Here is a 22,340-nt window from a genome sequence, read left to right on the forward strand (position 1 = left end):
GAGGGGTGATGGCTATCGCGGCGGAGATGACCAAGACCGAGCGGGTGATGGCGGCAGTCCACGGCGAGGAGGTCGATCGGGTTCCGGTGTGCTTCTGGCACCACTTCCGTCCCGCCGGCTCCGGCCGTCGCCTGGCGGAGGCGACGCTCGACTTCTTCGTGAATACGTTCGATCTCGACATCATCAAGATCATGCCTGATATCCCCTATCCTTTTCCACGGCGGGCAATCTCCCGGCCCGAGGACTGGCTGTTGATCGAGCCGATCGCCCGAGAGCGCTCCCGTTTTTTCCGTGAGCGTGCCGCAGCTATCCGGCTCCTGCGCGACGCCGTCGGCTTCGATGTCCCGATTATCATGACCGTCTTCAGCCCGCTGGCCGAAGCGATGCACTTTGCGGCCTCCCCTGAGCTGGTCCTGGAGCATGCCGAGCGCCATCCGGGACTGGTCCACGAGGCGCTGGCGACCATCGCCGAGAACCTGCGCGAGCACATCCGGGACTGCATCGAGCAGGGCGCGGACGGTGTCTTCTTCGCGCTCCAGGGCTGCACGCGGGCCATGATGCCCGCCGAACGCTATCGTGAACTCGGCCGGCCCTATGACCTGCTGGCGCTGCAGGGAGCGGTGGACGGCTGGCTCAACGTGCTGCACGTGCACGGCGAGCGGGATCTGCTCTTCGATGAGGTGCTCGACTACCCGGTCACGGTCCTGAGCTGGAGCGACCGGTTGGCAGGCCCTAGCCTGGCGGAGGCGCGCCAGAAGACGGACAAGTGCCTGATGGGCGGCTGGCACGAGTTCGGCGCGCTCTCGCGCGGGCCGGTCGAGGAGATCCGGGAAGAAGCCGAGGATGCGGTGCGCCAGACCGGCGGGCGCAAGTTGATTCTGGCGAATGGCTGCTCGGTGCCCGACGAGACCGACGAGCGCTGGCTGCACGCGGCCCGCCAGATCGCTGAAGAGCTCCGCTAGGCTCCGGCCCGCCACACCACCCGCGAGGTGCCGTCCTGGGGACATCTCCGATGTCCCAAGAACCTTGTCGACGGAGCGGGCAGTCGCCCGATCTTATTGAACGGCCAGGGTGTGGTCGCGGACCGGGGTGCCGTTCAGGACGACGATGGCGCGGTAGGTGACGGCGCCCTCGTCCGGCTGTGCCGGGATCTCGTAAGGCAGGCTGACCCAGTTGTAGCTCAGCCGCAAGCCGGTGACCGGGAAGCGAGCGATCTCGACGTCGTTCCTCACCCAGACGATCTCGATCAGGTCGCTGGGGGCGAGATCGCGGACCAGAACGGCGACATAGACCGTAGCTGGGGCCTCGATCTGGGTGAGCGGCGCCCCAGCCGGCGCCTGGCTCGCCGGGTCGATGGCCGCGGCGACGGTGAGGCCCTCGACCGAGGCCTGGCTGGCGGAAGGAGGCGGCCCCTGGATCAGGAACTGCCCCGAGGCGGTCACCTGGCCGTCGATCAAGACCTCGACCCGGTAGGAGCCGGACGGCAACGGCTGATCGGAGCGCAGCGTGAAGGTGCGCATCGCCGGCGTCAGTAGCTCATCAGGCGGGATCTCGGCGAGGATGCCGTCGTTGTAGTACCAGCGGCTGACCAGGTCTTCGGACGTCGCCGGTGGGTCGGTGAGCACAGCAACGACCTGCGTCGTGTCAGGGGAGAAGAGCGTGCGTGGCTCGACGGCCTCGCCATCAGCCGGCAACGCGCCGACGAAGGCGAGCTGCGCGCGCTCTGCTGCGGCTGGCGTCCCGTTGGCGCTGCCACTGACGTGGAACACCAGCGAGTCGAGCATCTGGCCATCCAGGAACAGCCGAACGACGTATTCGCCGCCTGGCAGGTGGCTCGCGGGGCGGAGAGGAAACGCCAACCAGCGCGGCTCGCGCACCGGCTCGGTGAGCACCCGGTCACTCCGTGAGAGCTCGGCTTCATTGTGGAGCCAGACGGCCGTCAGCGTTGCTCCAGCAGGCATCTCGGCGACCTCGATGACCAGGTAGATGACCTCAGCGTCACCGGGAACGCTCGTCAGCTCCTCGGCTGGCGCCTCACCGTCGCCGATGGCCGTGGTGAGAATCAAGCGGCCGATGCGCGGGTGGAACGCCGCGACCGGCGTCGGCCGAGGTTGCGTTTCTGGCTGCGCGAGGAAGCCGGCTCGGGCTTCGGGAGTAGCTTGTGGAGTTGCTGGGCTGACTTCGCAGGCAATCAGCGCCAGGCTGAGGGCGATGAGAGCACCGATCGAGCGGCCGAGCGCGGCGAGTCGCATCAGCTCGTTCCCCATCCGGGAGGCCTCCGGTAGCGGCCGAATGCCTCCTGGTACTCCTCGGCCACCTCGAGCGCGGTCTTATGGACGTAGATGCGCGTGGTCGCCGGCGAGGCGTGCCCGAGGATCGTCTGCACAGTCGACTCGCGAACGCGTCGGCGTACCAGTTCGGTGGCCAGGCCGTGGCGGAAGGAATGCGGCGTAATCTGCCGCTCGACCCCGGCGGCCTGGGCAAGCTGGCCGATGAGGTGCTCAACAGTCCGCGGGCTGATCGGGCGGCCGGGAGAGCCCGGTTTGTCGCGCCCGCTGAACGCTGCGAGCGAATCAGTGCCACGCCCGGCATCGCCGCGTGCCGTCCAGTACGCAACCAGCGCCTCAGCGGTCTCGGCGTCGAAGTGAACGGTGCGGCTCTTCCCTCCTTTGGCGCGATAGATGTGGGCCGTACCGCTTGCGAGGTCGATATCGCGCCGGCGCAGCGCGCAGAGCTCGGAGACCCGTACCCCTGTTCGGTAGAGGAACAGCACGAGTGCTCGCAGCTTGAGCCGGCGGAGGTCGCGCGAAGGATTGCCCTCGCGCGGCAGCCGCCGCACGTACTCGACGATGCGGTCGAGGTCGGCAGTCGAGACATCAGGGGGAGGCGGGGTAAAACGCGGCATCACGGCAGAGATCCGGGCACGCAGCTTCTCGGTCGAGAGCGCGGGGTGCACGTCGAAGGAGACGAGGTAGCTGTAGAACTTGCGCACGGCAGCCAGCTTCGTCTGAGCGGTGCGCATCTGAGAGACCTCCTCGGGGGAGCGGACATCGGCCGGCATCCGGGTAGTGGCGAAGCCGGCCGCATGGTCCTCCGTCAGCACGGTTACCGGTGCGCATGCTGGGTCGAGCTGGCAGTGCTCGCGAAGGTAAACCAGGAACTCCTGGATAGCGATTCGATACGTCTTTTTGCTCCGTGGCGACAAGCGCAGATCCTCGAAGAAGTCCTCAACGGCTGCCTGGATGGTCACCGGCTGGTCGGCCATGGGTACCTCCGTTGCGGATATCGGCAAACGTTTGCGCTGCGAGTAGTGTACGTACACTCACGCTGTCCCGCAACGCGACGTTCGCGATCCGATTACGGAGTGTCCCAGGCAGCACGGTGCTCCTCATCTCCGCTAGGCGCATAGTAGATCATTGTGGACGAGCGAACAACTGGTTTCGCGCGAACAGGTGGCAGACCGTTACAGCGCCCTCCGGGGCACCGGCTGAGGATGGCCAGCCGCGCGCAGGCGGGTGACCTCGACGTCGAGCCAGAGGTGCAGGCGTGTCGGGATAGCCAGCCGCGCGGGACGGTGAGATGCTGGCGGACTGCCTGGCTGGCGATCGGTGTCGGCGCTTCTCTCGTGCTTTGCCGCGTCCCCGCGCCGCGCTTGCCGCCTGGACAGCCTGCGCCTCCTCGTGTAAGACTTCGTCGAGCCGGGGGACAGCACCTGCCTCGCGATGTCGCCGATACCTCCCTGGCAGGAGCCGCTGGCGAGCCGACTACGCCGCGGCGACCGACGAGACGAGGAGTCACTCAGGGATGAATCCAGAGCGCGTTGCGGTGCAGGCCCAGGCTGTGACGGGTAGCCGGCTTCGGGCCGCGCCCTTCGAGTTCGGGCTCATGGCGAGCCTGTTCGTGCTCTACTACATTACCCGAGGGATCGCTGCCGGGCGCGCCTACGATGCATTCGCCAACGCGTTCGAGGTCATGCACCTCGAACAGAAGCTCGGTCTGTTCCGCGAACTCTGGGTCCAGAGCTGGGTACTGGCGGCACCGGCGCTGGTACGCTTCCTCAACTTCGTCTACGCCTATACCCACCTGACGTGCGTGATCCTGTTCGGCACCTGGGTGTTCTTGCGGCATTACCACTATTATCGTGAGGTTCGAGCGATCTTCCTGGCGATGCTGGGCGTGGGGTTGCTCAGCTACACGCTCTTTCCGCTCGCACCCCCGCGGTTCTTCAGTTGGCGCGGCTTCGTCGATACGCTGGCGCTCTACCACGGCGTGAACTACGATCACCCGGGGATCGCGACGCTCTACAACCCCTTCGCCGCGATGCCGAGCCTGCACGCGGCGTTCGCGCTGTTCAGCGGCATCGGTGTAATCTGGATCGGCCGGCGCTGGTTCCACTGGATCCTCGGGGTCACGCATCCGACCCTGATGGCGCTGGCAGTCGTGGGTACCGGCAACCATTACGTGCTCGACGTGATCGCTGGGTTCGGGCTGGCCGCCGCATGCTGGATCGTAGTGCCGCGACTGCTCCGGCGACGGCAAGAGCCGGCTCTCGATGTGAGCCCGATGATACCGGCATCACGCTGGTAGCGCCGGAAGCACCGGCTGGACAGTGGCTCGCTCGAACGCCGGGTGAGCGGCACTCCCCTTCCCCGCGATTGCAGATTTCGCGCGCGATCGGCGCTCTCGCTGGGAACGCTGGTGCCCCGCCTGCTTCCCGCGCTCGGCCGCCACTGGCCCAGCAGAGGGACGCACGGCACGACGGGACGGGAGGAACAAGCCGGTTTCTCCCAGCGTACAATGCTCGTTGACGTGCATTGGCCAAAGATGTTACTTATGTCGTGAAGGAAATCAGCACCCTGCTCGAACGAGCGCTGAGAGATGCACCGGGTACGAGCCGAGAGGAGCGCTGACATGGCCGAACGACGAGCTGCACTGCTGGTTGTCGATGTGCAGAACGACTTCGTGCCAGGCGGTGCGCTGCCGGTGCCGGAGGGAGACCGGGTAGTGCCGGTGCTCAACGAGTACATCCGGCGCTTTCGCGAGGCCGGCCTCCCGGTTTACTTCTCTCGCGATTGGCATCCTGAGCGGACTCGACATTTCAAGGAATTCGGCGGTGCCTGGCCGCCGCACTGCGTCCAGGGGACGCCCGGGGCAGAGTTCCATCCCGAGCTCGAGGTACCAACCGATGCGGTGGTCATCACCAAGGGCGCGGATCCCGAGGAGGACGCCTACTCCGCCTTCCAGGGGCGCACGCCGGAGGGCGAGAGCTTCGCCGAGCGGCTTCGCCGTGACGGGGTGACTGACCTGTATGTCGGAGGTCTCGCCACCGACTATTGCGTCCGGGCGAGCGCGCTCGACGCCCTTGCGGCGGGGCTGAAGGTGACTGTCCTGGTGGACGCGGTGCGTGGTGTGGATGTCCAGCCTGGTGACTCTGAACGCGCGCTCGCCGAGCTGCGAGACCGTGGCGCCGAGACCGCGACTCTGGAGACACTCCAGCTCGGGGAGCCCACTTCGCCGCCAGCTCCCCGCCCGGGAAGCTGACCACGCCGCAGAAGACGAGGGCGCTCCGCGCGGTGACAGCCTAGGGTTCGGGGATGAGTACCGAAGGGCCGCGTGACTCACCTGAGACGGCACGTTCCCGGCGGGCAGTACAGGCGACTCGGAGGCTAACGCTGATCGCCGCCAGGTCGGCAGTGCGGGGCAGGGAACCGACTGGCCAGTGGCTCGCCGGGGGCATGCGCAGCCGGGCAGTGCCGCCGGACGTGATGCAGAACACCAATGGGCGAACCTGGCTCGTCGTGAAGATGGCATCAATCAGTTCGAAGCCGTCGCAGTCCGGCAACAGCGGGTTGAGGAAGACGGCATCGGGTTGCCACTGCTCGATCCAGTCCCGCGCTTCACCACCCCGCGTGAGGACCTGCACCTGGGCCCAGGTCGTCAGGTGTTGAGAGAGTTCCTGTGTGAACTCCTCCTCATCATCGACGATGAGGATCCGCACCCGATCCGTCACTGGCTCGAACTCCTAAGTGTTCAGTATAGCGCTGACCCTACCACCTCACCGCAGACGCTGTCAAGGATCGGCCATGGCCCCGGCCATGACCAGGGAAATGTCTCCTATCTTCTCAGGGACGATTGGGTGAGAGCGCCGCGGGATGCCGGCATGTCCAGGTAGCTGATACTCATGCCCAGTGCTGGTACTCAACGGTACTGCCACGCTCAGGCAGCGATCTCGTAGCCAGCCTCCTCGATGCCAGCGCGGATCTGCTCGTCGCTCACCGACTCCTCAGCCGCCACTGTCACGAGCTTGCTGTCGAGGTCGACGTGCACCGACCGCACCCCTGGAATCTTCTGGAGCTCGCTGGTAATGGCTCGGATGCAGTGCTGGCAACTCACGTCGGGCACGCGATAGACGCGCTGAACCACAGACCACCTCCTCGGTCCTTCGCACTGCCCCACCGATACCCGGTGGGGGTATCGTGCAGCTAGTATAGCAGATGCTCGCCGCGCCAGCGAGGCCGGTATGAAAAGCTCCACCTGGGTGGACGGCGTCCGTGCTCGGCAGCTTCCCGCCTGCCGACATGCTATCCTCAGGCGTGCCCGCGGAGGGCGGGACAGGCGGGAGGGGCCAGGCCGCGTGGTCCAGATGCTCAGTGCACGCTATGTCATCGCCAACCGGATTCCGCTGGCAGCGATCGATCTCACCTTCCGCGTCGCTAGCGCCGCAGTGCTCTCGCGAGCCGGGCGCTACCGTTTCGTGGTCGGCGGCATTACCCCGCGGCAGCTTGCAGCAACCCTCGCTCGCATCCGCACTATCCGATCCTGGCCGGTCGCCTGGGTGCGGACGGCACGCTCGTACCTGAATCAGGCGCGCACTGGCCGACGCTCGGGCGATCTGGCGATCGCGGCCGAGCAGCAACGCTCGGCCGCGTTGTGCTACCACTTCGCGCACATCTTCGAGCTCGAGAACCTGGAGCGTCGACGCCGGCTCTACCGCCGTGCGGCCAGGCTATTCCGCGACGTGGCGCCGCACCTCGCTCCGCCCGCCTTCCCCGTCGAGGTCGACTGGCGCGGGACACCGCTGCCCGGCTACTTGCGCCTGCCAGAGTCGTCCTCTCGTCCGGCCCCGCTAGTCGTCCTCCTCAACGGATCGAGCACTGTCAAAGAAGAGACGATCGGCTGGGCGACACCCTTCCTGGAGCGAGGCCTCGCCGTCCTGGCGCTCGACACGCCGGGCAGCGGCGAGGCGTGGGATCTAGCGCTGGCGGCACCCGGGCAGGAGGACATCGCTGAGGCGATTATCGACTTTACGTCGCGTGTGCCCGAGCTCGATTCGCGGAAAGTGTCGCTTCTCGGCGTAAGCCTGCGTGGCGCGATGGCGGTGCAGCTCGCCACTCACCTCCCGGAGCTGCCAGCGGTCGTGGCGGTGACGCCGCCGTATGATCCCGCTCCGTATCTCCCTTACTTGCATCCCGTCGTCCAGCAAGACGTGGCGTGGGCGATCGGAGTGGCGCCGGCAGACCTCCCGAATCTAGTCTCGCACATCACCCTGGTCGAGGCTGTGCGCGCGCTCCGCGTCCCTCTCATGGTCGTCGGGGCGGGCGCCGATCTCGTCGTCCCCCCCGCAGAGGCACTCCGGCTCTATCGCGCGGCTGCCTCCCCGAAGTACCTCCTCTTCCTCGACGATGCCAATCATGTCGCGTTCACGCACCTCGAGCAGTGGACCGCAGCCGCGGCGGACTGGCTGGCGGCGACACTATCCGAAGCGTAGCGAATCGCTGCCGCCAGCAACTGATCTCCGCGGCAGCCCAGGACTATCCGCAGGAGCGAATTATGTAGATCTCAAGCGGACTGTTAGAGCCACCTGGCGTGAGGTCGCCTCGCCGAGATGTCCCTATCAGGGCCGGTGTCGCCCCGCTGTACTGGCAACTCTGTTGCTGCGCGAGAGACGCCAGGTGCGCCCGTCCCCGGCTCTCCCGCATACAGGCCGCTGAGTTCAACCGGGAAATTGACCGTTCTCCCCTGCTGGCCCCTCGGAGCCATCGGGACCGGTAATTGACTCTTCCGGCTGGGGCGTGGTCTCCGGCGAAGCCACGCGACTCAGTACCGCCTCCTGCGCCTGTCGGACCTCCAGCGACTCGACCGGCTCTGGCAGCGGTGGGGGGATCACCAGCTCGAACTGCCGCAGTATCTCACGAATCTGCTGCTCGTTGAGCTCGTCGCGCGCGAGCAGCTCTTCGGCGAGGGCGATGAGCGCCTCTCGGTTGGCTTCCAGCAGGCGCTTCACGTTCTCGAACTGATGCGCCAGGATACGCTCGACGCGCTGCTTGCGGAACAGGTCGGGCACCATCTGATTGTAGGGCAGGGCGGAGTAGAGGCTGCCGTCCATGCCCCACATCGAGACTGCCAGGTTGGCGAGGTGCGTCGCCTGGGCGAGGTCGTTGGTCACGCCAGACATCTGGATCCCGAGGAAGAGCTCCTCGGCGGCACGCGATGCGAGTGCCACCTGGATATCCGTCATGATCTCGTCGCGTGTCTTGGTGAAACGCTCTTCGGTCGGCTTGGTGGCCGAGAAGCCGAGCGCCTCGCCATGGCGGATGATCGAAACTTTGACCACCCGGTTCTTGGGCTGCAGCATGAATTGCGCCAGCGCGTGCCCGGCCTCGTGGTAGGCGATCCGCCGCCGCTCCTCGTAACTCATCGACTTGATCGGCTGGCGCAGCCCCAGCTCGTGCATCTCGCGGGCCGCGGTGAAGTCCTCGTAGGTGATGTAGTTGCGGCCGGCGAAGTGCGCGTGGATGACGGCCTCGTTGATGACATAACGAATAGCAGCGGGTGTATAGCCGATCGTATCGTATACCATGTCGTCGACCGGTATGTTCGGGTCATGCTTGACCTTATTGAGGTAGTACTCGATGATCTCGCGCCGGCCCTCGGCGCTGGGCGCGTCGACGACGATCTTGCGGTCGAAGCGACCGGGGCGGAGCAGGGCGGGGTCGAGCGCATCGGGCATGTTGGTCGCGGCGATGGTGAGTACTGGTGGCAGCTCCACCCGGCGGCGGCGAAGTCCGAGCAGGCGGAGCAACCGGCCGATCAGGGTCAGCTCCTGGGGCGGTGGATCGAGCTGCAGGAGCAGCTCGTTGAGCATCGCGTTGCCACCGAAGCCGAAGAGTGGACCGAGGAAGCCTTGCCCAGCGTAGCGGCCACCGCGGGCCTGAGCGATCGCGTCGATCTCATCGATGAAGAGGATGCACGCACCGTACTTGCGGGCTAGCTTCCGCGCCTTGCGATACAGCATCATGATCCGCAAGTTGCTGACGCCGAAGAACATGTTCTGGAACGACGGCGCGCTGGCGTAGCCGAACGGCACGTTCGCCTCGGTGCTGATGCACTGGGCCAGGTAGGACTTGCCGGTTCCGGGCGGGCCGACCAGCAGCAAGCCGCGGATGGCTTCGCCTCCCATCTCCTTGAACTCCTTCACGCCGCGGAGGAGCGTGACGACGCGCCGGGCAGATTCGAGCACTTCGGGATTGCCCTTGTAGTCGGCGAAGCCGACCCCGGTTTCACCTGGCTTGATCCAGTAGGTTCGTCCGCGGCCGAGGAACCAGAAAATCGCGCCGAACTGGATGATGACGAAGACGATGGCGAAGGCAATCTGCAACAGAGCGAAGCCGACCATGAGGGCTACCGGACCCCAGGTGCCCCGCGACGGCCAGAGCCAGAGGAAGAAGCCGGTCACTAGGAGCACGATCAAGATCAGGCCGCGCAGGTGGAAGCGGAAGAGGTCGATGATGCCCTGGATGAACTCGTCGATCTGCGCTTCGAGATCGTCGCGGTAGCGGGGACGCGGTTGCCCGCTGAGCGTGGTGGGAGCCGGTTCGATCTTCTGCGCCATGGGTCACCGTCCTCACTGCTGAAGCTGCGGAGTGTCGACCTGGATCACTTTGCCTTGCTCGTCGACGGTGAAGACCTGGTATACCTGCGCGGACTGGCCAGCATCGTTCCGCACCTCAGTGACATAAAAGTAGTAGCTGATCCCGTTCTCGAGGTGATATCCGCCGATATACTGGCTCTCTCCATAGCGCAGGCCGCTCTCACGCATGCGCTCGATCGCTCGCTTGAACGTAGAGAGGGAGCTGCCCTCGGCCAGGTGGGCGGCCTTGGTCTCCTCGCTGAACGCCTCCCACATTGCCTCGGCGTCGAAGGCGCGCTGTCCTTCGAGGTATTGCTGGACACTCTCGGGCGGCTGGATCAGCGGCGCGGCCTGGATGGCCGGTGGAGGAGCAGTGCTGGGTGGCGGGGCGAAGTACGCCTGCGCTTGCTGGTAGCCGAGATACGCGCCGATGGCCAAAAGGAGCGTCAGCGCCGGATGCCGCCAGGCAAGGCGGAGAACCGAGAAGATGATCCAGAGGAGCTTGCGAAAGAGAAAGCGCAGTACTCCGCCGACGCGCCTGCCGACGACATCGGCCACCCGCACCCCCTGTCGAAGCGGAGCTGGCAAGGCGGTAGCGAGACTCACCGAGTGCGGACCGTCGCCAGATGCAGCCATAATAGCCCTCACATTGGCTGTACCGATCCCTGGCGCGTGTGAGTGGTAGCGCCACCGCAAGGCCACCCAGGCGTCGTGGGAAGCATCTCACGGTTTCCTAATTGTAGCACCTGACTACGTCGCGAAATACAAGCGCGTCGCTCCACGCCTCATAAAGGCACGCCACAGCGACGGCCGGCAGCGCTGGTACCACGGTGCCTGTGGCTGGCACCTAGGGTGGCCGGGCTCCACCCGGGTGGACCTGCTGGGCTCGTTTGACGCTGGCCCAGGCGAACGCATGCGGAGAAGCCGCTCTAGTCCGATCCGCAGCGCAACCCAATCGCCTGTGCTAGGCTACGGCCTGGTGTGACCGGCGGGAGCGATCTGGTGGGAGGAGCGTTACACCATGCCTGGCCCCCTCGAAGGTATTCGGGTGCTCGATCTGTCGCGCGTGCTGGCAGGCCCCTTCTGCACCATGATCCTCGGCGATCTCGGGGCCGATGTCATCAAGGTGGAGCAGCCAGGCAGCGGGGACGACACGCGCCAGTGGGGCCCTCCTTGGGCCGGTGGCGAGAGTGCCTACTACCTCTGCGTCAACCGCAACAAGCGCAGTATCACGCTCAACCTGAAGCACGAGCGCGGGCGCGAGATCCTGGTCGAGCTCGCCCGGGACAGCGACGTCGTCGTCGAGAACTTTCGGGTCGGCATGCTCGACCGGATGGGCATCGGTTACCAGGCCCTCGCGGCGCGGTACCCGCGACTCATCTGGTGCTCGATCACCGGCTACGGCCTCGATGGCCCCTATGCCGAGCGGGCCGGCTACGACTTCGTCGCCCAGGGGGAGGGTGGACTGATGAGCATCACCGGCGAGCCCGACGGGGAGCCGATGAAAGTCGGCGTCGCTATCGTCGACCTCTTCACTGGGCTGTACGCTGCCAGTGCCATCCTCGCCGCCCTCCACGCGCGGTCCCAGACCGGCCGAGGCCAGCTCATCGACGTCGCCCTCCTCCCGAGCACCGTCGCTATGCTGGCCAACGTCGGCAGCAACTACCTCGTCTCGGGGCAGATCCCGAAGCGCTACGGCAATGCCCATCCCAACATCGTCCCGTACCAGACATTCCGCGCGCGCGACCGCTGGATGACAGTAGCGGTCGGCAACGACCGCCAGTTCCGCCAGCTCTGCCGTATTCTCGGCATGGAGGAGCTGGCCGACGATCCTCGCTTCGCCACCAATCCCCAGCGGGTCGCCCACCGCGACGAGCTCATCCCGTTGCTCCAAGCCGTCTTCGAAACGCGCGACGCCGACGACTGGCTCGCCGCGATGACCGAGGCCGGCATCCCTTGCGGCCCGATCAATACGCTCGACCGCGTCTTCAGCCACCCGCAGATCCTCCACCGGGGTATGGTGATAGAAGTTCCGCACCCGACAGCGGGCTCGGTCCGGCTTGCCGGCCCTCCCTTCGTCCTCTCCGAGACGCCGGCCGGGGTACGGAGCCACCCGCCGCTGCTGGGCGAGCACACTGAGGAAATTCTCCGGGAGCGGCTTGGCTTGTCGACCACAGAGATCGCGCGGCTGCGCGAGGAGGGGGTCGTCTGAAGCCCTGGTCAGCCTGCCAGCCTGCGCGCCCCGCCCGGCTCACGGCGATCGCTCTGGCCCCACCGGTGCCAGGCACCGGCGCCGCGACAGGTGCCACACAACGTTACGGGGAGCTCAGGATGAGGGGAGCAAGAGCGTGGGGCTGGGAAGGGCAGGGAGGGAGTCCGTAGCGTGTCACGGCGCTTCACGACGGAGCGGGTCTCCCCTGAGTCGGCTGCCCTGCGGGTGACATGGCTCCAGTGCCTCGCGCCTTACCGCTGGGCAGCCCGCCTCGCCGCTGGCGCGGTCGTGCTCGATATCGGCAGTGGTGACGGCTACGGTACCGCGGAGCTGGCCCGCGTCGCCCGGTGGGCCGTCGGCCTCGATGTCGACCCTGCGGTGTTGGCCCGGGCGGGTCTCCGCTACCGGCAGCCTGGACTTGGCTGGGTCGCCGGGCGAGCCGAAGCTCTCCCATTCCCCGATGCCACGTTCGATCTGGTTTGTTGTTTTCAGGTGCTGGAGCACTTGCCTGACCCCACTCGTTTCCTGAACGAAGCGAGACGAGTGCTCGCACCTGGCGGCCGCTTGCTGCTGACGACGCCCAACCGAGCGGCAGTGGTGGCCGGACTCAACCCCCACCATGTACGCGAGTACGACGCCGACGCCCTGCGGGCGTTGCTCGAGCCGGTCTTCCCCGAGATGCGGCTGCTGGGCGTCTTCGGCAGTGAGCGGGTTCTAGCTTACCGGGCACGCAACCGGTCAATCGTGGGGCGACTGCTCGCGCTCGACCGGCTGGGCCTGCGCGGTGTCCTACCGCGGCCGGTGGTCGAGCGGTTGCATGCCTGGGGGACACTGGCTGTGCGGGGCTGGCTGCACAGGCGTGTCCCTGAGCTAGTCGCGACGATCACGGTCGAGGATTTCCGGGTCGAAGAGGGCGACCTCGAGCAGGCGATCGACCTCGTCGCCGTGTGCCGGGTGCGGACTGAATAGTGTCTGCCTGCCGCGCGGGGATCAGCGCGCAACGATCGCTCGGAGATCGCCCAGGCCACGTAGGCGCGACGGTGGCTCCGCGCGGAACATGCCGCATTCGCACAAAGCCGACGGCGCGCGGCGCCTGGCACAGCCTCGGCCAGAGAAGCACAGCACGAAGCCGAGGAAGTGCATGCCGTCGTGTAAGATCCCGCTGGACGATGGGTCGCGGACGAGGCGTGGGAGGAGGCAGGGCGCCGTGCTCGATATCGAGCGACTGCGGGAGGAGACTCCAGGCTGTAGCGAGGTGATCCACTTCAACAACGCTGGCGCGGCGCTGATGCCCCGCCCAGTGCTCGAGGCCGTTGTCGACCACCTGGAGTTGGAGGCGCGGATCGGCGGCTACGAGGCCCACGACGCCGCGCTGGACAAAGTCGAGCACACGTACCAGGCGGTGGCTCGGCTGATCGGCGCTGAGCCGGACGAGATCGCCCTGGTCGAGAACGCGACCCGCGCCTGGGACATGGCCTTCTACTCCATCCCGTTCCAGCCAGGCGACCGCATCCTCACCTCGGTGTCCGAGTACGCCAGCAACGTGATCAGCTTCTTGCAAGTCGCGCGCAAGACCGGGGCCGTCGTCGAGGTCGTGCCCAACGACGAGCATGGCCAGCTCTCCGTCGAGGCGCTGCGCGCCATGCTCGACGAGCGGGTCAAGCTGATCGCGGTCAGCCATATCCCCACGAACGGCGGGCTTATCCAGCCGGCGGAAGAGATCGGCCGGGTGGCTCGCGAGGCGGGCGTTCTCTACCTCCTCGACGCTTGCCAGTCAGTGGGCCAGATACCGGTCGACGTGCGGGCCATCGGCTGCGACATGCTCTCGGCGACCGGCCGGAAGTACCTGCGCGGACCGCGTGGTACCGGATTTCTCTACGTCCGCCGCTCGCTGGTTCCCCAGCTCGAACCCGTGCTGCTCGACCTGCACGCGGCCACCTGGGTCGCGCCTGACCGCTACGAAGTCAGGGGCGACGCCCGGCGCTTCGAGAACTGGGAGTCGTACGTCGCCGGGCGCATCGGCCTCGGGGTCGCAGCCGACTACGCGCTGTCGGTGGGGATCGAGGAGGGGGCGGCTCGCCTGCGCGCGCTGGCCGAGCTGCTACGCCAGCGCGTCGCCGAGCTGCCCGGAGGGCGAGTGCACGATCTGGGCAAGGAGCGCGGCGGCATCGTGACCTTCACGCTGGACGGCATCGCGCCGGAGACGATCAAGGACTACCTCGCGAGCAAGCGGATCAACGTCACGATCTCCACCGTCGCCTCCACGCGCTTCGACATGGAGGCGCGCGGGTTGGACAAGATCGTGCGGGCCTCGGTGCACTACTACAACACCGAAGAGGAGATCGACGCGTTCATCGACGCGCTCGTCGACCTCCGACGCCAGGGGCCGGAGGCCGTCCATCGCCTGATGGCCGAGCGAGCGGGCAAGCGCAAGGTCTAGGAACGCTCGCGCCCTGGCACCGCGCCTCTGTACCCCGGCTCCGCTGCCGCTCGGTGGACGAGCGGGAGCCGGGCCGCTGCGCCGGCGGCAGCCCTGAAGTCGCGCGAGGCGCGCTCATGCTCCTTGTGACGATGGGGCCGATTGCCCTGCCTTCGGCGGCGGCTACTACGCGGAGGCCGGGGGCGATTCCCAGTGCGCGAGCGCCTGCTCCCAGCCGGAGGCGGCACCGTCCTGGATCACCACCACAGGCTGCGTGCCGAGGAGCGCCTCGGCTTCCGCCGTCACTCGGGCGCCGGCCACGACTGGGATGGCGAACTCGCCCGCCTGGCGGAGCAGGCCCGCCCGGCGCGCGGCACTCGCCACGTCGTTGGGATCGATCGCCGACGAGACCTCGACGACCAGCCAGACACTCCGCTGCGGCTCGTCCCTCAAGCGCCCACGCACCAGCAAATCGGCGTTGCGCAGTTCCTCGAACGCCTCCTCGCTGATGCGGTCTTCGATCTCCTCGAGAAAGACGACTGGCGTCGCGACACGGGCCCTGCGGAGCACATGGCCCAGGATACTAGGTAGCCGGCGCTCGTAACGCAGCTCCAGCGTCCAGCCCTTCAGGTCATCGAACTCTCTCCGGAGCGTGGCGTGCGAAGCGGCCAACTGATCTACTCGCTCAGTCAAGCGGGCCAGAGCCGCAGCCATCTCGGCCTGGCGCTCAGCCATCTCCGCGAGCGCCGCCTCGACCCGATCCATCCGCGCCGAGAGCGCCGCCTGCCCCTCCTCCAGCCGTTCGACCCGCTCGGCCAGGCGGGCCAGTACGGCCTCCGTCTCCGCCTGGCGCGCGGCCAGCTCCCGCAGGGCTGCCTCGGTGCGCTCCTGGCGCTCGGCCAGGCGAGTCAGCGCAGCCTCGGTCTCGGCCTGGCGCGCGGCCAGCTCCGCGAGCGCCGCCTCGACCCGATCCATCCGCGCCGAGAGCGCCGCTTGCCCCTCCTCCAGCCGCTCGACCCGCTCGGCCAGACGGGCCAGCGCGGCCTCGGTCTCGGCCTGGCGCTCGGCGAGGCGGGACAGCGCAGCATCCGTCCGGGCCTGCGCGGCTGCCAGCTCCCGCAAGGCCGCCTCGACTGCTGCCAGGCGCGCGTCGCTCTGCTCGACCGCGCGCGTGAGCCGGTCGAGGCGCTCCGGCATGGTCAGCAGCTCCTCGCTCAGCACCAGCCGGCGCAGCTCGGCCCGCCACTCCGGGTGTTCCTCGAGAAGCTTGATCAGATCGCGAAAGTTCTCGACTGTGAACGACACTCCTGCCACTCCTGCCCCATACGGACCATTATACCAGCACTTGCCCGTCTCCGCGCGGTTTTCACCCCCGCAGCCGCTCCGTGCGAGAGCGGAGATCGCAGTAGCCGCTCGCGCCCCCTTTAGCCGCCGGCGCGATCCGCCGAGATAGTCTCATGGGGGAGTGGCTGGAGCACCGGCGAAGGGACATCTTCTGTGCCTGAAGAGCTACTGCGCGCCGTCGGCGAGCGGGTCTTTCCCCGGCTCGGCTTCAGCCCGACCGATCTGTTGTGGCAGCGGCTCGCTCGTGTCGTCCAGAACCAGGCACGCCAGGCCGGCTTCGACGCTCCCGAGGCATACCTGCGCTATCTGCTCCGGGCGGGCGAGCGCGAGCTCGACCGGCTCGCCGAGGCCCTCACCATCAACGAGACCTACTTCTTCCGCGAGCCGAAGCACTTCGATGCCCTCCGCCAGCTTCTTCCCGAGCTGGCGCGTGGCGGCGGACCGGTGCGGATCCTCTCGGCCGGCTGCGCCACTGGCGAAGAGGCCTACTCGCTCGCCATCGCCGCCCACCGCGCTCTTACCCCACTGGGTGTCGAGTTCGAAGTGCTCGGCGTGGACATCGACCGCCGGGCGCTCGAACGCGCGCGGGAGGGGCGCTACCGTCGCTGGTCGTTCCGCGAGCAGGGACTGCATCACGCGCAGGGCTACGTTCGCCAGGACGGGGACTACTGGCTCATCCGCGCCGATATCCGACAGCGTGTCCACTTCGAGCAGATGAACCTGGTCGAGCAGGCGCCGGCCGGTCCCTTCCACATCGTCTTCTGCCGCAACACCTTGATGTACCTCACGCCCGAGCACCGCAAGGCCGTCATCGCTCGACTGGTCAAGCTGCTGCCGCCCGGTGGGGCGCTCTTCATCGGCTCGGCCGAGACGCTGGACGCGCCCCCGCCGGAACTCGAACGGGTCACCCTCGCCGGGGCGTACCTGTTCCGCCGGCGGGAAGCCGCCGCGCCTCCCGCCACCTCACCGGCCCACCGCCGGGGCGAGCCGCTCCGCGTCCTGCTCGTCAGCCGCTCGCCGGCCACCCGCGTCGTGCTCCGCCAGGTGCTTCAGGCCCAGACCGGCCTGGAACTGGCCGGCGAGGCGCGCTCGCCGGCCGAAGTCGCCGAGCGGCTCCGGGAGACCGGGGCCGACATCGTGCTGCTCGACGCGGTGACCGACCCGGCGCTGGCTACGGCCGGTCGGGAGACCTGGGCGCGGGCGACTCCGGCCCTCACGCTGGCCGGGCCAGCGAGCGGTTTGCTCCGGGGAACCGGCGTGCTCGTCCTGCCCGACGACCGCGCAGAGACCCTCCGGGGGCTGGGCGAGGAGCTGGCCCGCCGGATCCGCACCGTCGCCGCGCGGGGCTCCCGGCCGGCACCGGCCGGCACCGGGCCGCTGGTATCGCTGCGCCGGCCGTCGTGGGAACGGCTGCTGCTCATCGGCTCCTCGACCGGCGGCCCGGCGGTCGTCACCGAGATCCTGCGTCGGCTCCCGACCGGCCTGGGGCTGGCGGTGCTGATCGTGCAGCACATGCCGGCGAACTTCACGCGCAGCTTCGCCGACCGGCTCGACCGCCTCAGCGGCTATACCGTGCGCGAGGCGGCGACAGGCGATCTCCTGCAAGCGGACGCGGTCTACGTGACGCCAGGCCAGCACAACACGACGGTCGCCCACGGCGGGCGGCTGAAGGTCGAGCTGCCGGCGCCCGGGGACATCTACGTGCCGAACATCGATCGCGCCTTTCTCAGCGTGGCGCGCGCTGGGCTGGCAGATCGCGCCCTGGCGGTGGTCCTGACCGGCATGGGCGATGACGGCGCCGAGGGGATGACCCGGCTGGCGGCGGCCGGGGCGTACACGCTGGCCCAGGATCCGCGGGAAGCCGTCGTGGCCGGGATGATCGAGGCGGCGCTGGCGCGGGGAGCAGTTCAGAAGGTGCTGCCGGCTGACGATATCCCAAGTGAGATCGCCCGCTGGGCGGGGAGCGGCCGGCGGGCGCTCGTGGGACAGTCGTAGCGCGAGGAGACGCCAGGTGCTGAGAGTCCTGATTGTCGACGACTCCAAGATGATGCGGATCATGCACGCCCGCTCGCTGCGCCAGGCCGGCTACGAGGCCGAGATCCTGGAGGCCGGCTCGGGTGAAGAGGCGCTCCAGCTCTTCGAGCCAGGCACGCTCGACCTGGTGATCGTCGACTGGAACATGCCGGGCATGGACGGGGTGGAGTTCGCCCGGGCGGCGCGGGAGCGGGAGCGGGCGTCCGGCAAGCGGCGCACTCCCTTCCTGATGATCACCAGCCAGAGCACTGACGAGCAGATGCACCGGGCCAAGGATGCCGGCGTCGATACGCTGCTCACCAAGCCGGTCACACCGGAGGCCCTGGCTGCCACGCTCGACATGCTGCTGGCGGCCCGGGCGTAGGCGAGGGAGGACGCATGAGCCACGCGATCGTCGAGGAGCTAGTCGCCAGCGGACAGCTCTTCGATTTCGTGAGCCAGGCCGCGGTGGAGAGCATCTACCCGCTCTGCGGGGTCGAGGTGACGGTGCTCGGGCCCGGGCCGCTGCCCTGGAGCGACCCACCGGTCGGCATCGCGCTCGTCTCGCTGGCCGACACCGGCGAGAGCGGGTTCCAGGCGGTCGCCTGGGTGGGCGGCCCTTTCGAGGCGCTGGCCTCGCTGGCAGAGGCGTTGCTGGGCGAGCGCCCGGCGGAGGACGACGAGATGCTGCAAGACGCCGTGCGCGAGCTGGCCAACATCGTGGCCGGGCGGATGCAGGAGCGGCTGCAGGGTGCCGGGATGACGCTCGGCCTGGGACTACCCGTCTACGTCGGGGGCGCGAGGAGCCTCAACGTCGGCGCGAGCCTGGTCAACGGCGTTTCGGCCCACGTGCAGCTCGGCCTGCCCGACCGGCCGGTGCTGGCCATCGGCTTCGCGGCGAAGGAGGGATGACAGGTACGGCCATGACGGTCAAGACACCCGCAATCTTCCCCGAGACCGCCCCGCTCGTCCGGAACCCGAAGGCGCCGCAGCGATACCGCCCGGTGCTCTGGGAGAACCACCTGCTGCCGGTGGTGGCCGAGAACCTGGGCACCCTGCTCGGGATCGCCATCGACTTCCTGCCCGAGTCGATCGTCGGCGCCTACTGGGAGCCGCGCGGGTTCCCGCCACGCTCGACCTGGGCGCTCGCGCGCTTCACCCTGAACCTGGGGCCGGAGTCGACCCCGGCCTTTCTCCTGCAACCGCTGGCCGAGGCGCTCGACTGGGGGGCGATCGGGCTGCGACGCCCGCCGGCTGCGCGCCAGGTGCCGGAGGCTGGCCCGGACGGCGGTCTCGCGCTCAGCGAGGCGCAGGAGAGCGATCTCATGGCTTACCACGAGGTGTGCAACGTGGTCACCTGCGGCGTGCTGGCCCGCGCCTGGCGGGCCAAGCTGGATCGGCCGCTGTACATCCTGCTGGACGGCGTGTCAGCGGTGACGCCGCGCGACTTCCCGGCCGAGCTGGCCGCCGCGAGGCACCTGGCGCTGCAAGCGACGTTCGGCTACTCGGAGCGGCCGGTGCGGGCGGCCAAGGGCCAGCCGCCGCAGCACGAGAAGCGGGCCGTCTGGCTCATGCTGCTGCCGGAGGAGCTAGCGCTGCGCACGCTCTGGGGCGCGCCGGACGGCAAGGAGCGGGACAAGACAGCGTGGCTGGCCAGCACCGGCCTCTGGCGCTGGGCGTAACCCTCACCCGCTAGGCGCCCTCACCCCCTTCCCCCTCTCCCGCTAGGTGGCCCTCACCCCCTACCCCCTCTCCCGCACATGCGGGAGAGGGGGTGCGACCCGGACCTGTGGCCCCTCTCCCGCAGAGCGGGAGAGGGGTGCCCGAAGGGCGGGGTGAGGGTGGGTAGGGAGAGGGGGCGTAGCCCTCACCCCCGGCTGCCTCTTCCGCTACGCGCCCTCACCCCCTACCCCCTCTCCCGCAGGGCGGGAGAGGGGTGCCCGAAGGGCGGGGTGAGGGCGGGGTGAGGGTGTGGTAGGCTGGGGGTGGAGGTGGCGCGATGTACTTCTGCCGCAAGCACGTGCTCATCTGCACCGCCTCGCACTGCACCCAGAAGGGCGCCCAGCAGGTCGCTGGCCGGCTCCGCATCGAGCTGAAGCGCCGCGGCCTCGACGCCGAGGTCATGGCCAACACCTGCGACTCGATCGACCTGTGCGATATCGGCCCGAACATCGTCGTCTACCCCGACGGCCTCATCTACCGCAATGTCCAGGTGAAGGACATCCCCGACATCATCGAGTCGCTGCGTGCCGGTGGCCGGCCGGTCGAGCGGCTGCTGCTGTTTGCGGAGAGCGAGGACGAGGTCCGGCGCCGGCAGCTCTTCGCCGAGGCGGCCGCCCGCGAGCCGGTGCCAGCGGACGAGTTCCTGGCGCTGGCCCGCGCGCACGGCTTCGACGAGGCCTGGTGCGCCGAGCAGGCGCGGCGCGGCTTCATCGCGCGCAAGCCGCAGGGCGAGGGGCAGGCGGTGTGGGTGACCAGCAAAGCCCGGCGCCGCTACGGCCTGCCCGGCGGCGGCGCGGAGGGGGCGTAGGCCGCCCTCACCCCCGGCCGCCCTCACCCGCTAGGTGGCCCTCACCCCCTACCCCCTCTCCCGTTCGACGGGAGAGGGGGCGTACGCCGCACCCCCTTCCTCCTCTCCCGCTCTGCGCCCTCACCCACTTCCCCCTCTCCCGCGTGGTGCGGGAGAGGGGACGCGGCCCCACGCGAGTGCTGGGGCTGTTGCATCGCCCGCGGGCTCCCGGCAGTCGTCGTCCGCGGCCCCACGCGCGTGCTGGGGCTGTACTGCATCGCGCGACCGGTGGCCCCTCTCCCGCTCGGCGGGAGAGGGGTGGCCGAAGGCCGGGGTGAGGGCGGCTCGGGAGAGGGGTGGCGAAGCCGGGGTGAGGGGGGAGGCCGCGCAACCACTGGCCGCCCTCGCGCGTTAGAGAGAATGGGTGCGCCGGAAGCGACCGGGCGCCGCGGCGGCTCTTGCCGAACGTTCGCAGCCTCGTGTAGACTGCCGGCAGTGCCCGGCGATCTGGCGAGCTAGGGAACTATCGGAAGGGAAAGGAGGGTAGCACATCGAGGGGGACGGATGAGACCGGCGTCACCGCCTGGTGGCGCGTTTGTTGTGCGCGGGTTCCGGGTGGCGGGCACGCTGCCCATGATCGGTGAGTCGTCAACTGGGAGACTGGCTGGCGACGAAAGGAGTGAGAGACGCGTATGACTAAGCGACTAGTACACCTGCTGGTCGCGCTGGGGCTGGTGGCCGGAGCCCTCGCGGGCGCCGTCGTCCCGGCCGGGGCGCAGCCGCCCGGGCCGGAGGTGCCGGGCAAGAACGCCATCTTTTTCCCCTACATCCCCAACGGCGTCGACATCGAAGAGGGGAACGGCCCCTGGTACGGCGTGATCGCGGTGCAGAACCTGGAAGACCGGGCCGTTGACATCGAGATCATCAGCGCAGCGGGTGACTCGATCACTACGGCCACGCTCAATCCGCACGCATCCAAGACCTTCTCGGCCGACGCGCTCGGCATCGAGGACGAGGCGGCCGGGGCGGTCTACGTGGCCGCCGAGTGCGATGAGACCGGCACGGCCAGGATTACTCGACAAGACGCTTCCCGTGATGTTGCTCTGCTGCCGGGCTGGGACGGCAACATCGGCACCATTAAGATTACCCAGGACGGCACGACCTACGATCCCTTCGAGGACGGCCAGGGGGACTACCTGCTCGAAGTCTTCGGCGGCGACGATGGTGTTGACGTCATCTGGTTCTTCGAGGCGGGCGAAAACGAGGGCCAGGCGATTGGCGACCATCCTGCCATAGGAACGGAGTACACCATTACCTATCAGCTCCGTGACCCGATCTGCCCGCGGATCGGCGGCATCGAGAAGCACGCCTCGGTCGACCTCAGCTCGGCTGGCCGCACCAGCAGCGACACGGTGGCGGTGACCGGCTACACGGCGCTGCCGCTCTCCGACCTGGCGCTCTCGCGCGGGCTGCCGGCGGACAGCACGCTCGACGACGTGCTGGGCGAGACCGGGCAGTGGAACTGGGCCTTCCCGATCGTCCAGACCAACAACGGCTGGAACTCGGTGATCCACGTCACCAACTTCTCCGAGGTCGACTCCTGCGGGATCACCGTGACCTTCTACCAGTCGCCCAGCGGCTCCTCCGACCCGAGCTTAGGCAGCTTCACCACGCTGCTCGATGCCGGGGAGATGGTCGACATCGATCTCCTGGCGGAGGGCTTCCCGACCGGGGTGAACGAGTGGGTGGGGCAGGCCTGGGTCTCGGCCGACTGCGCCATCGCGGCGACGGTCGACCGGCTCAAGGACGAAGAAGACATGGCGCTCACCCTGATCCCGCAGCCGCGGGTGGACACCGGCACCTACGCCAAGTACGGGCCGCTGGTGTTCGAGAACTTCAACGGCTGGAACACCGGCATCACCATGGCCAACCT

20 protein-coding genes are annotated in these 22,340 nt (G+C 68.3%); 13 read left to right on the plus strand and 7 right to left on the minus strand.

Annotated features, from left to right (window positions below; translation table 11 throughout):
• Positions 1 to 8 precede the first annotated feature (8 nt).
• Complete coding sequence (locus NET02_RS14950) at positions 9 to 962, plus strand: uroporphyrinogen decarboxylase family protein (RefSeq protein WP_284058234.1); 954 nt, start codon at positions 9 to 11, stop codon at positions 960 to 962.
• Positions 963 to 1,055: 93 nt separating this feature from the next.
• On the opposite strand, the gene NET02_RS14955 is transcribed toward NET02_RS14950, so the two are convergent.
• The gene (locus NET02_RS14955) at positions 1,056 to 2,267 is read right to left on the minus strand and encodes a hypothetical protein (protein ID WP_284058235.1); all 1,212 of its coding nucleotides are present in this window, start codon (positions 2,265 to 2,267) and stop codon (positions 1,056 to 1,058) included.
• Positions 2,252 to 3,265: a tyrosine-type recombinase/integrase gene (locus tag NET02_RS14960; protein WP_284058236.1), complete on the minus strand. Its 1,014-nt coding sequence runs from the start codon at positions 3,263 to 3,265 to the stop codon at positions 2,252 to 2,254. The genes NET02_RS14955 and NET02_RS14960 overlap by 16 nt, the downstream gene beginning before the upstream one ends.
• Positions 3,266 to 3,804: 539 nt before the next feature.
• Here NET02_RS14960 and NET02_RS14965 point away from each other — a divergent pair.
• Both NET02_RS14965 and NET02_RS14970 read left to right on the plus strand, forming a co-directional pair.
• Positions 3,805 to 4,587, plus strand: a complete 783-nt coding sequence (locus NET02_RS14965; protein ID WP_284058237.1) for a phosphatase PAP2 family protein — start codon at positions 3,805 to 3,807, stop codon at positions 4,585 to 4,587.
• Positions 4,588 to 4,911: 324 nt separating this feature from the next.
• Positions 4,912 to 5,541, plus strand: coding sequence for a nicotinamidase (locus tag NET02_RS14970; protein WP_284058238.1), 630 nt, complete (start codon positions 4,912 to 4,914; stop codon positions 5,539 to 5,541).
• A gap of 40 nt (positions 5,542 to 5,581) precedes the next feature.
• Here the strand turns inward: NET02_RS14970 and NET02_RS14975 are convergent, their stop codons facing one another.
• Positions 5,582 to 6,010, minus strand: coding sequence for a response regulator (locus NET02_RS14975; protein WP_284058239.1), 429 nt, complete (start codon positions 6,008 to 6,010; stop codon positions 5,582 to 5,584).
• 206 nt (positions 6,011 to 6,216) lie between these two features.
• Positions 6,217 to 6,423 (minus strand): heavy-metal-associated domain-containing protein, encoded by a 207-nt coding sequence (locus tag NET02_RS14980; RefSeq protein WP_284058240.1) that lies wholly within the window; start codon positions 6,421 to 6,423, stop codon positions 6,217 to 6,219.
• Positions 6,424 to 6,643: 220 nt separating this feature from the next.
• On the opposite strand from NET02_RS14980, the gene NET02_RS14985 reads away from it, so the two are divergent.
• Positions 6,644 to 7,768, plus strand: coding sequence for an alpha/beta hydrolase (locus NET02_RS14985; RefSeq protein WP_284058253.1), 1,125 nt, complete (start codon positions 6,644 to 6,646; stop codon positions 7,766 to 7,768).
• A 225-nt stretch (positions 7,769 to 7,993) separates the two neighbouring features.
• On the opposite strand, the gene NET02_RS14990 is transcribed toward NET02_RS14985, so the two are convergent.
• Positions 7,994 to 9,892, minus strand: coding sequence for an AAA family ATPase (locus NET02_RS14990; RefSeq protein ID WP_284058241.1), 1,899 nt, complete (start codon positions 9,890 to 9,892; stop codon positions 7,994 to 7,996).
• A gap of 12 nt (positions 9,893 to 9,904) precedes the next feature.
• Positions 9,905 to 10,468, minus strand: a complete 564-nt coding sequence (locus NET02_RS14995; RefSeq protein ID WP_284058242.1) for a hypothetical protein — start codon at positions 10,466 to 10,468, stop codon at positions 9,905 to 9,907.
• 463 nt (positions 10,469 to 10,931) lie between these two features.
• Here NET02_RS14995 and NET02_RS15000 point away from each other — a divergent pair, with 463 nt between their 5' ends.
• The 3 genes from NET02_RS15000 (at position 10,932) to NET02_RS15010 (ending at position 14,562) form a co-directional block, all read left to right on the plus strand.
• The gene (locus NET02_RS15000) at positions 10,932 to 12,122 is read left to right on the plus strand and encodes a CaiB/BaiF CoA transferase family protein (protein WP_284058243.1); all 1,191 of its coding nucleotides are present in this window, start codon (positions 10,932 to 10,934) and stop codon (positions 12,120 to 12,122) included.
• A 171-nt stretch (positions 12,123 to 12,293) separates the two neighbouring features.
• Positions 12,294 to 13,091: a class I SAM-dependent methyltransferase gene (locus tag NET02_RS15005; RefSeq protein WP_284058244.1), complete on the plus strand. Its 798-nt coding sequence runs from the start codon at positions 12,294 to 12,296 to the stop codon at positions 13,089 to 13,091.
• 238 nt (positions 13,092 to 13,329) lie between these two features.
• Positions 13,330 to 14,562 carry an aminotransferase class V-fold PLP-dependent enzyme gene (locus tag NET02_RS15010; protein WP_284058245.1) on the plus strand — a complete coding sequence of 411 codons (1,233 nt, stop codon included), beginning with the start codon at positions 13,330 to 13,332 and terminating at the stop codon, positions 14,560 to 14,562.
• 165 nt (positions 14,563 to 14,727) lie between these two features.
• Here the strand turns inward: NET02_RS15010 and NET02_RS15015 are convergent, their stop codons facing one another.
• Positions 14,728 to 15,846, minus strand: coding sequence for a coiled-coil domain-containing protein (locus NET02_RS15015; RefSeq protein WP_284058246.1), 1,119 nt, complete (start codon positions 15,844 to 15,846; stop codon positions 14,728 to 14,730).
• A gap of 192 nt (positions 15,847 to 16,038) precedes the next feature.
• On the opposite strand from NET02_RS15015, the gene NET02_RS15020 reads away from it, so the two are divergent.
• The 6 genes from NET02_RS15020 to NET02_RS15045 all read left to right on the plus strand — a co-directional run.
• The gene (locus NET02_RS15020; protein ID WP_284058247.1) at positions 16,039 to 17,880 is read left to right on the plus strand and encodes a chemotaxis protein CheB; all 1,842 of its coding nucleotides are present in this window, start codon (positions 16,039 to 16,041) and stop codon (positions 17,878 to 17,880) included.
• 16 nt (positions 17,881 to 17,896) lie between these two features.
• Positions 17,897 to 18,283: a response regulator gene (locus NET02_RS15025; protein WP_284058248.1), complete on the plus strand. Its 387-nt coding sequence runs from the start codon at positions 17,897 to 17,899 to the stop codon at positions 18,281 to 18,283.
• A gap of 14 nt (positions 18,284 to 18,297) precedes the next feature.
• The gene (locus tag NET02_RS15030; protein WP_284058249.1) at positions 18,298 to 18,810 is read left to right on the plus strand and encodes a chemotaxis protein CheX; all 513 of its coding nucleotides are present in this window, start codon (positions 18,298 to 18,300) and stop codon (positions 18,808 to 18,810) included.
• Entirely contained in the window at positions 18,807 to 19,580 is a 774-nt protein-coding gene (locus NET02_RS15035) for a hypothetical protein (RefSeq protein ID WP_284058250.1), read from the plus strand. Before NET02_RS15030 ends, NET02_RS15035 begins: the two co-directional genes overlap by 4 nt.
• Before the next feature lie 317 nt (positions 19,581 to 19,897).
• A complete protein-coding gene (locus NET02_RS15040) occupies positions 19,898 to 20,428 on the plus strand; it encodes a (2Fe-2S) ferredoxin domain-containing protein (protein ID WP_284058251.1) in 531 nt (176 codons plus the stop codon).
• Positions 20,429 to 21,099: 671 nt separating this feature from the next.
• On the plus strand, positions 21,100 to 22,340 hold a 1,241-nt coding region (locus NET02_RS15045; protein ID WP_284058252.1), incomplete at its 3' end, for a hypothetical protein.

This window comes from Thermalbibacter longus, from assembly GCF_023806485.1.
In the GTDB taxonomy this organism is placed as follows: Bacteria; Chloroflexota; Chloroflexia; order Thermomicrobiales; family Thermomicrobiaceae; genus Thermalbibacter; species Thermalbibacter longus.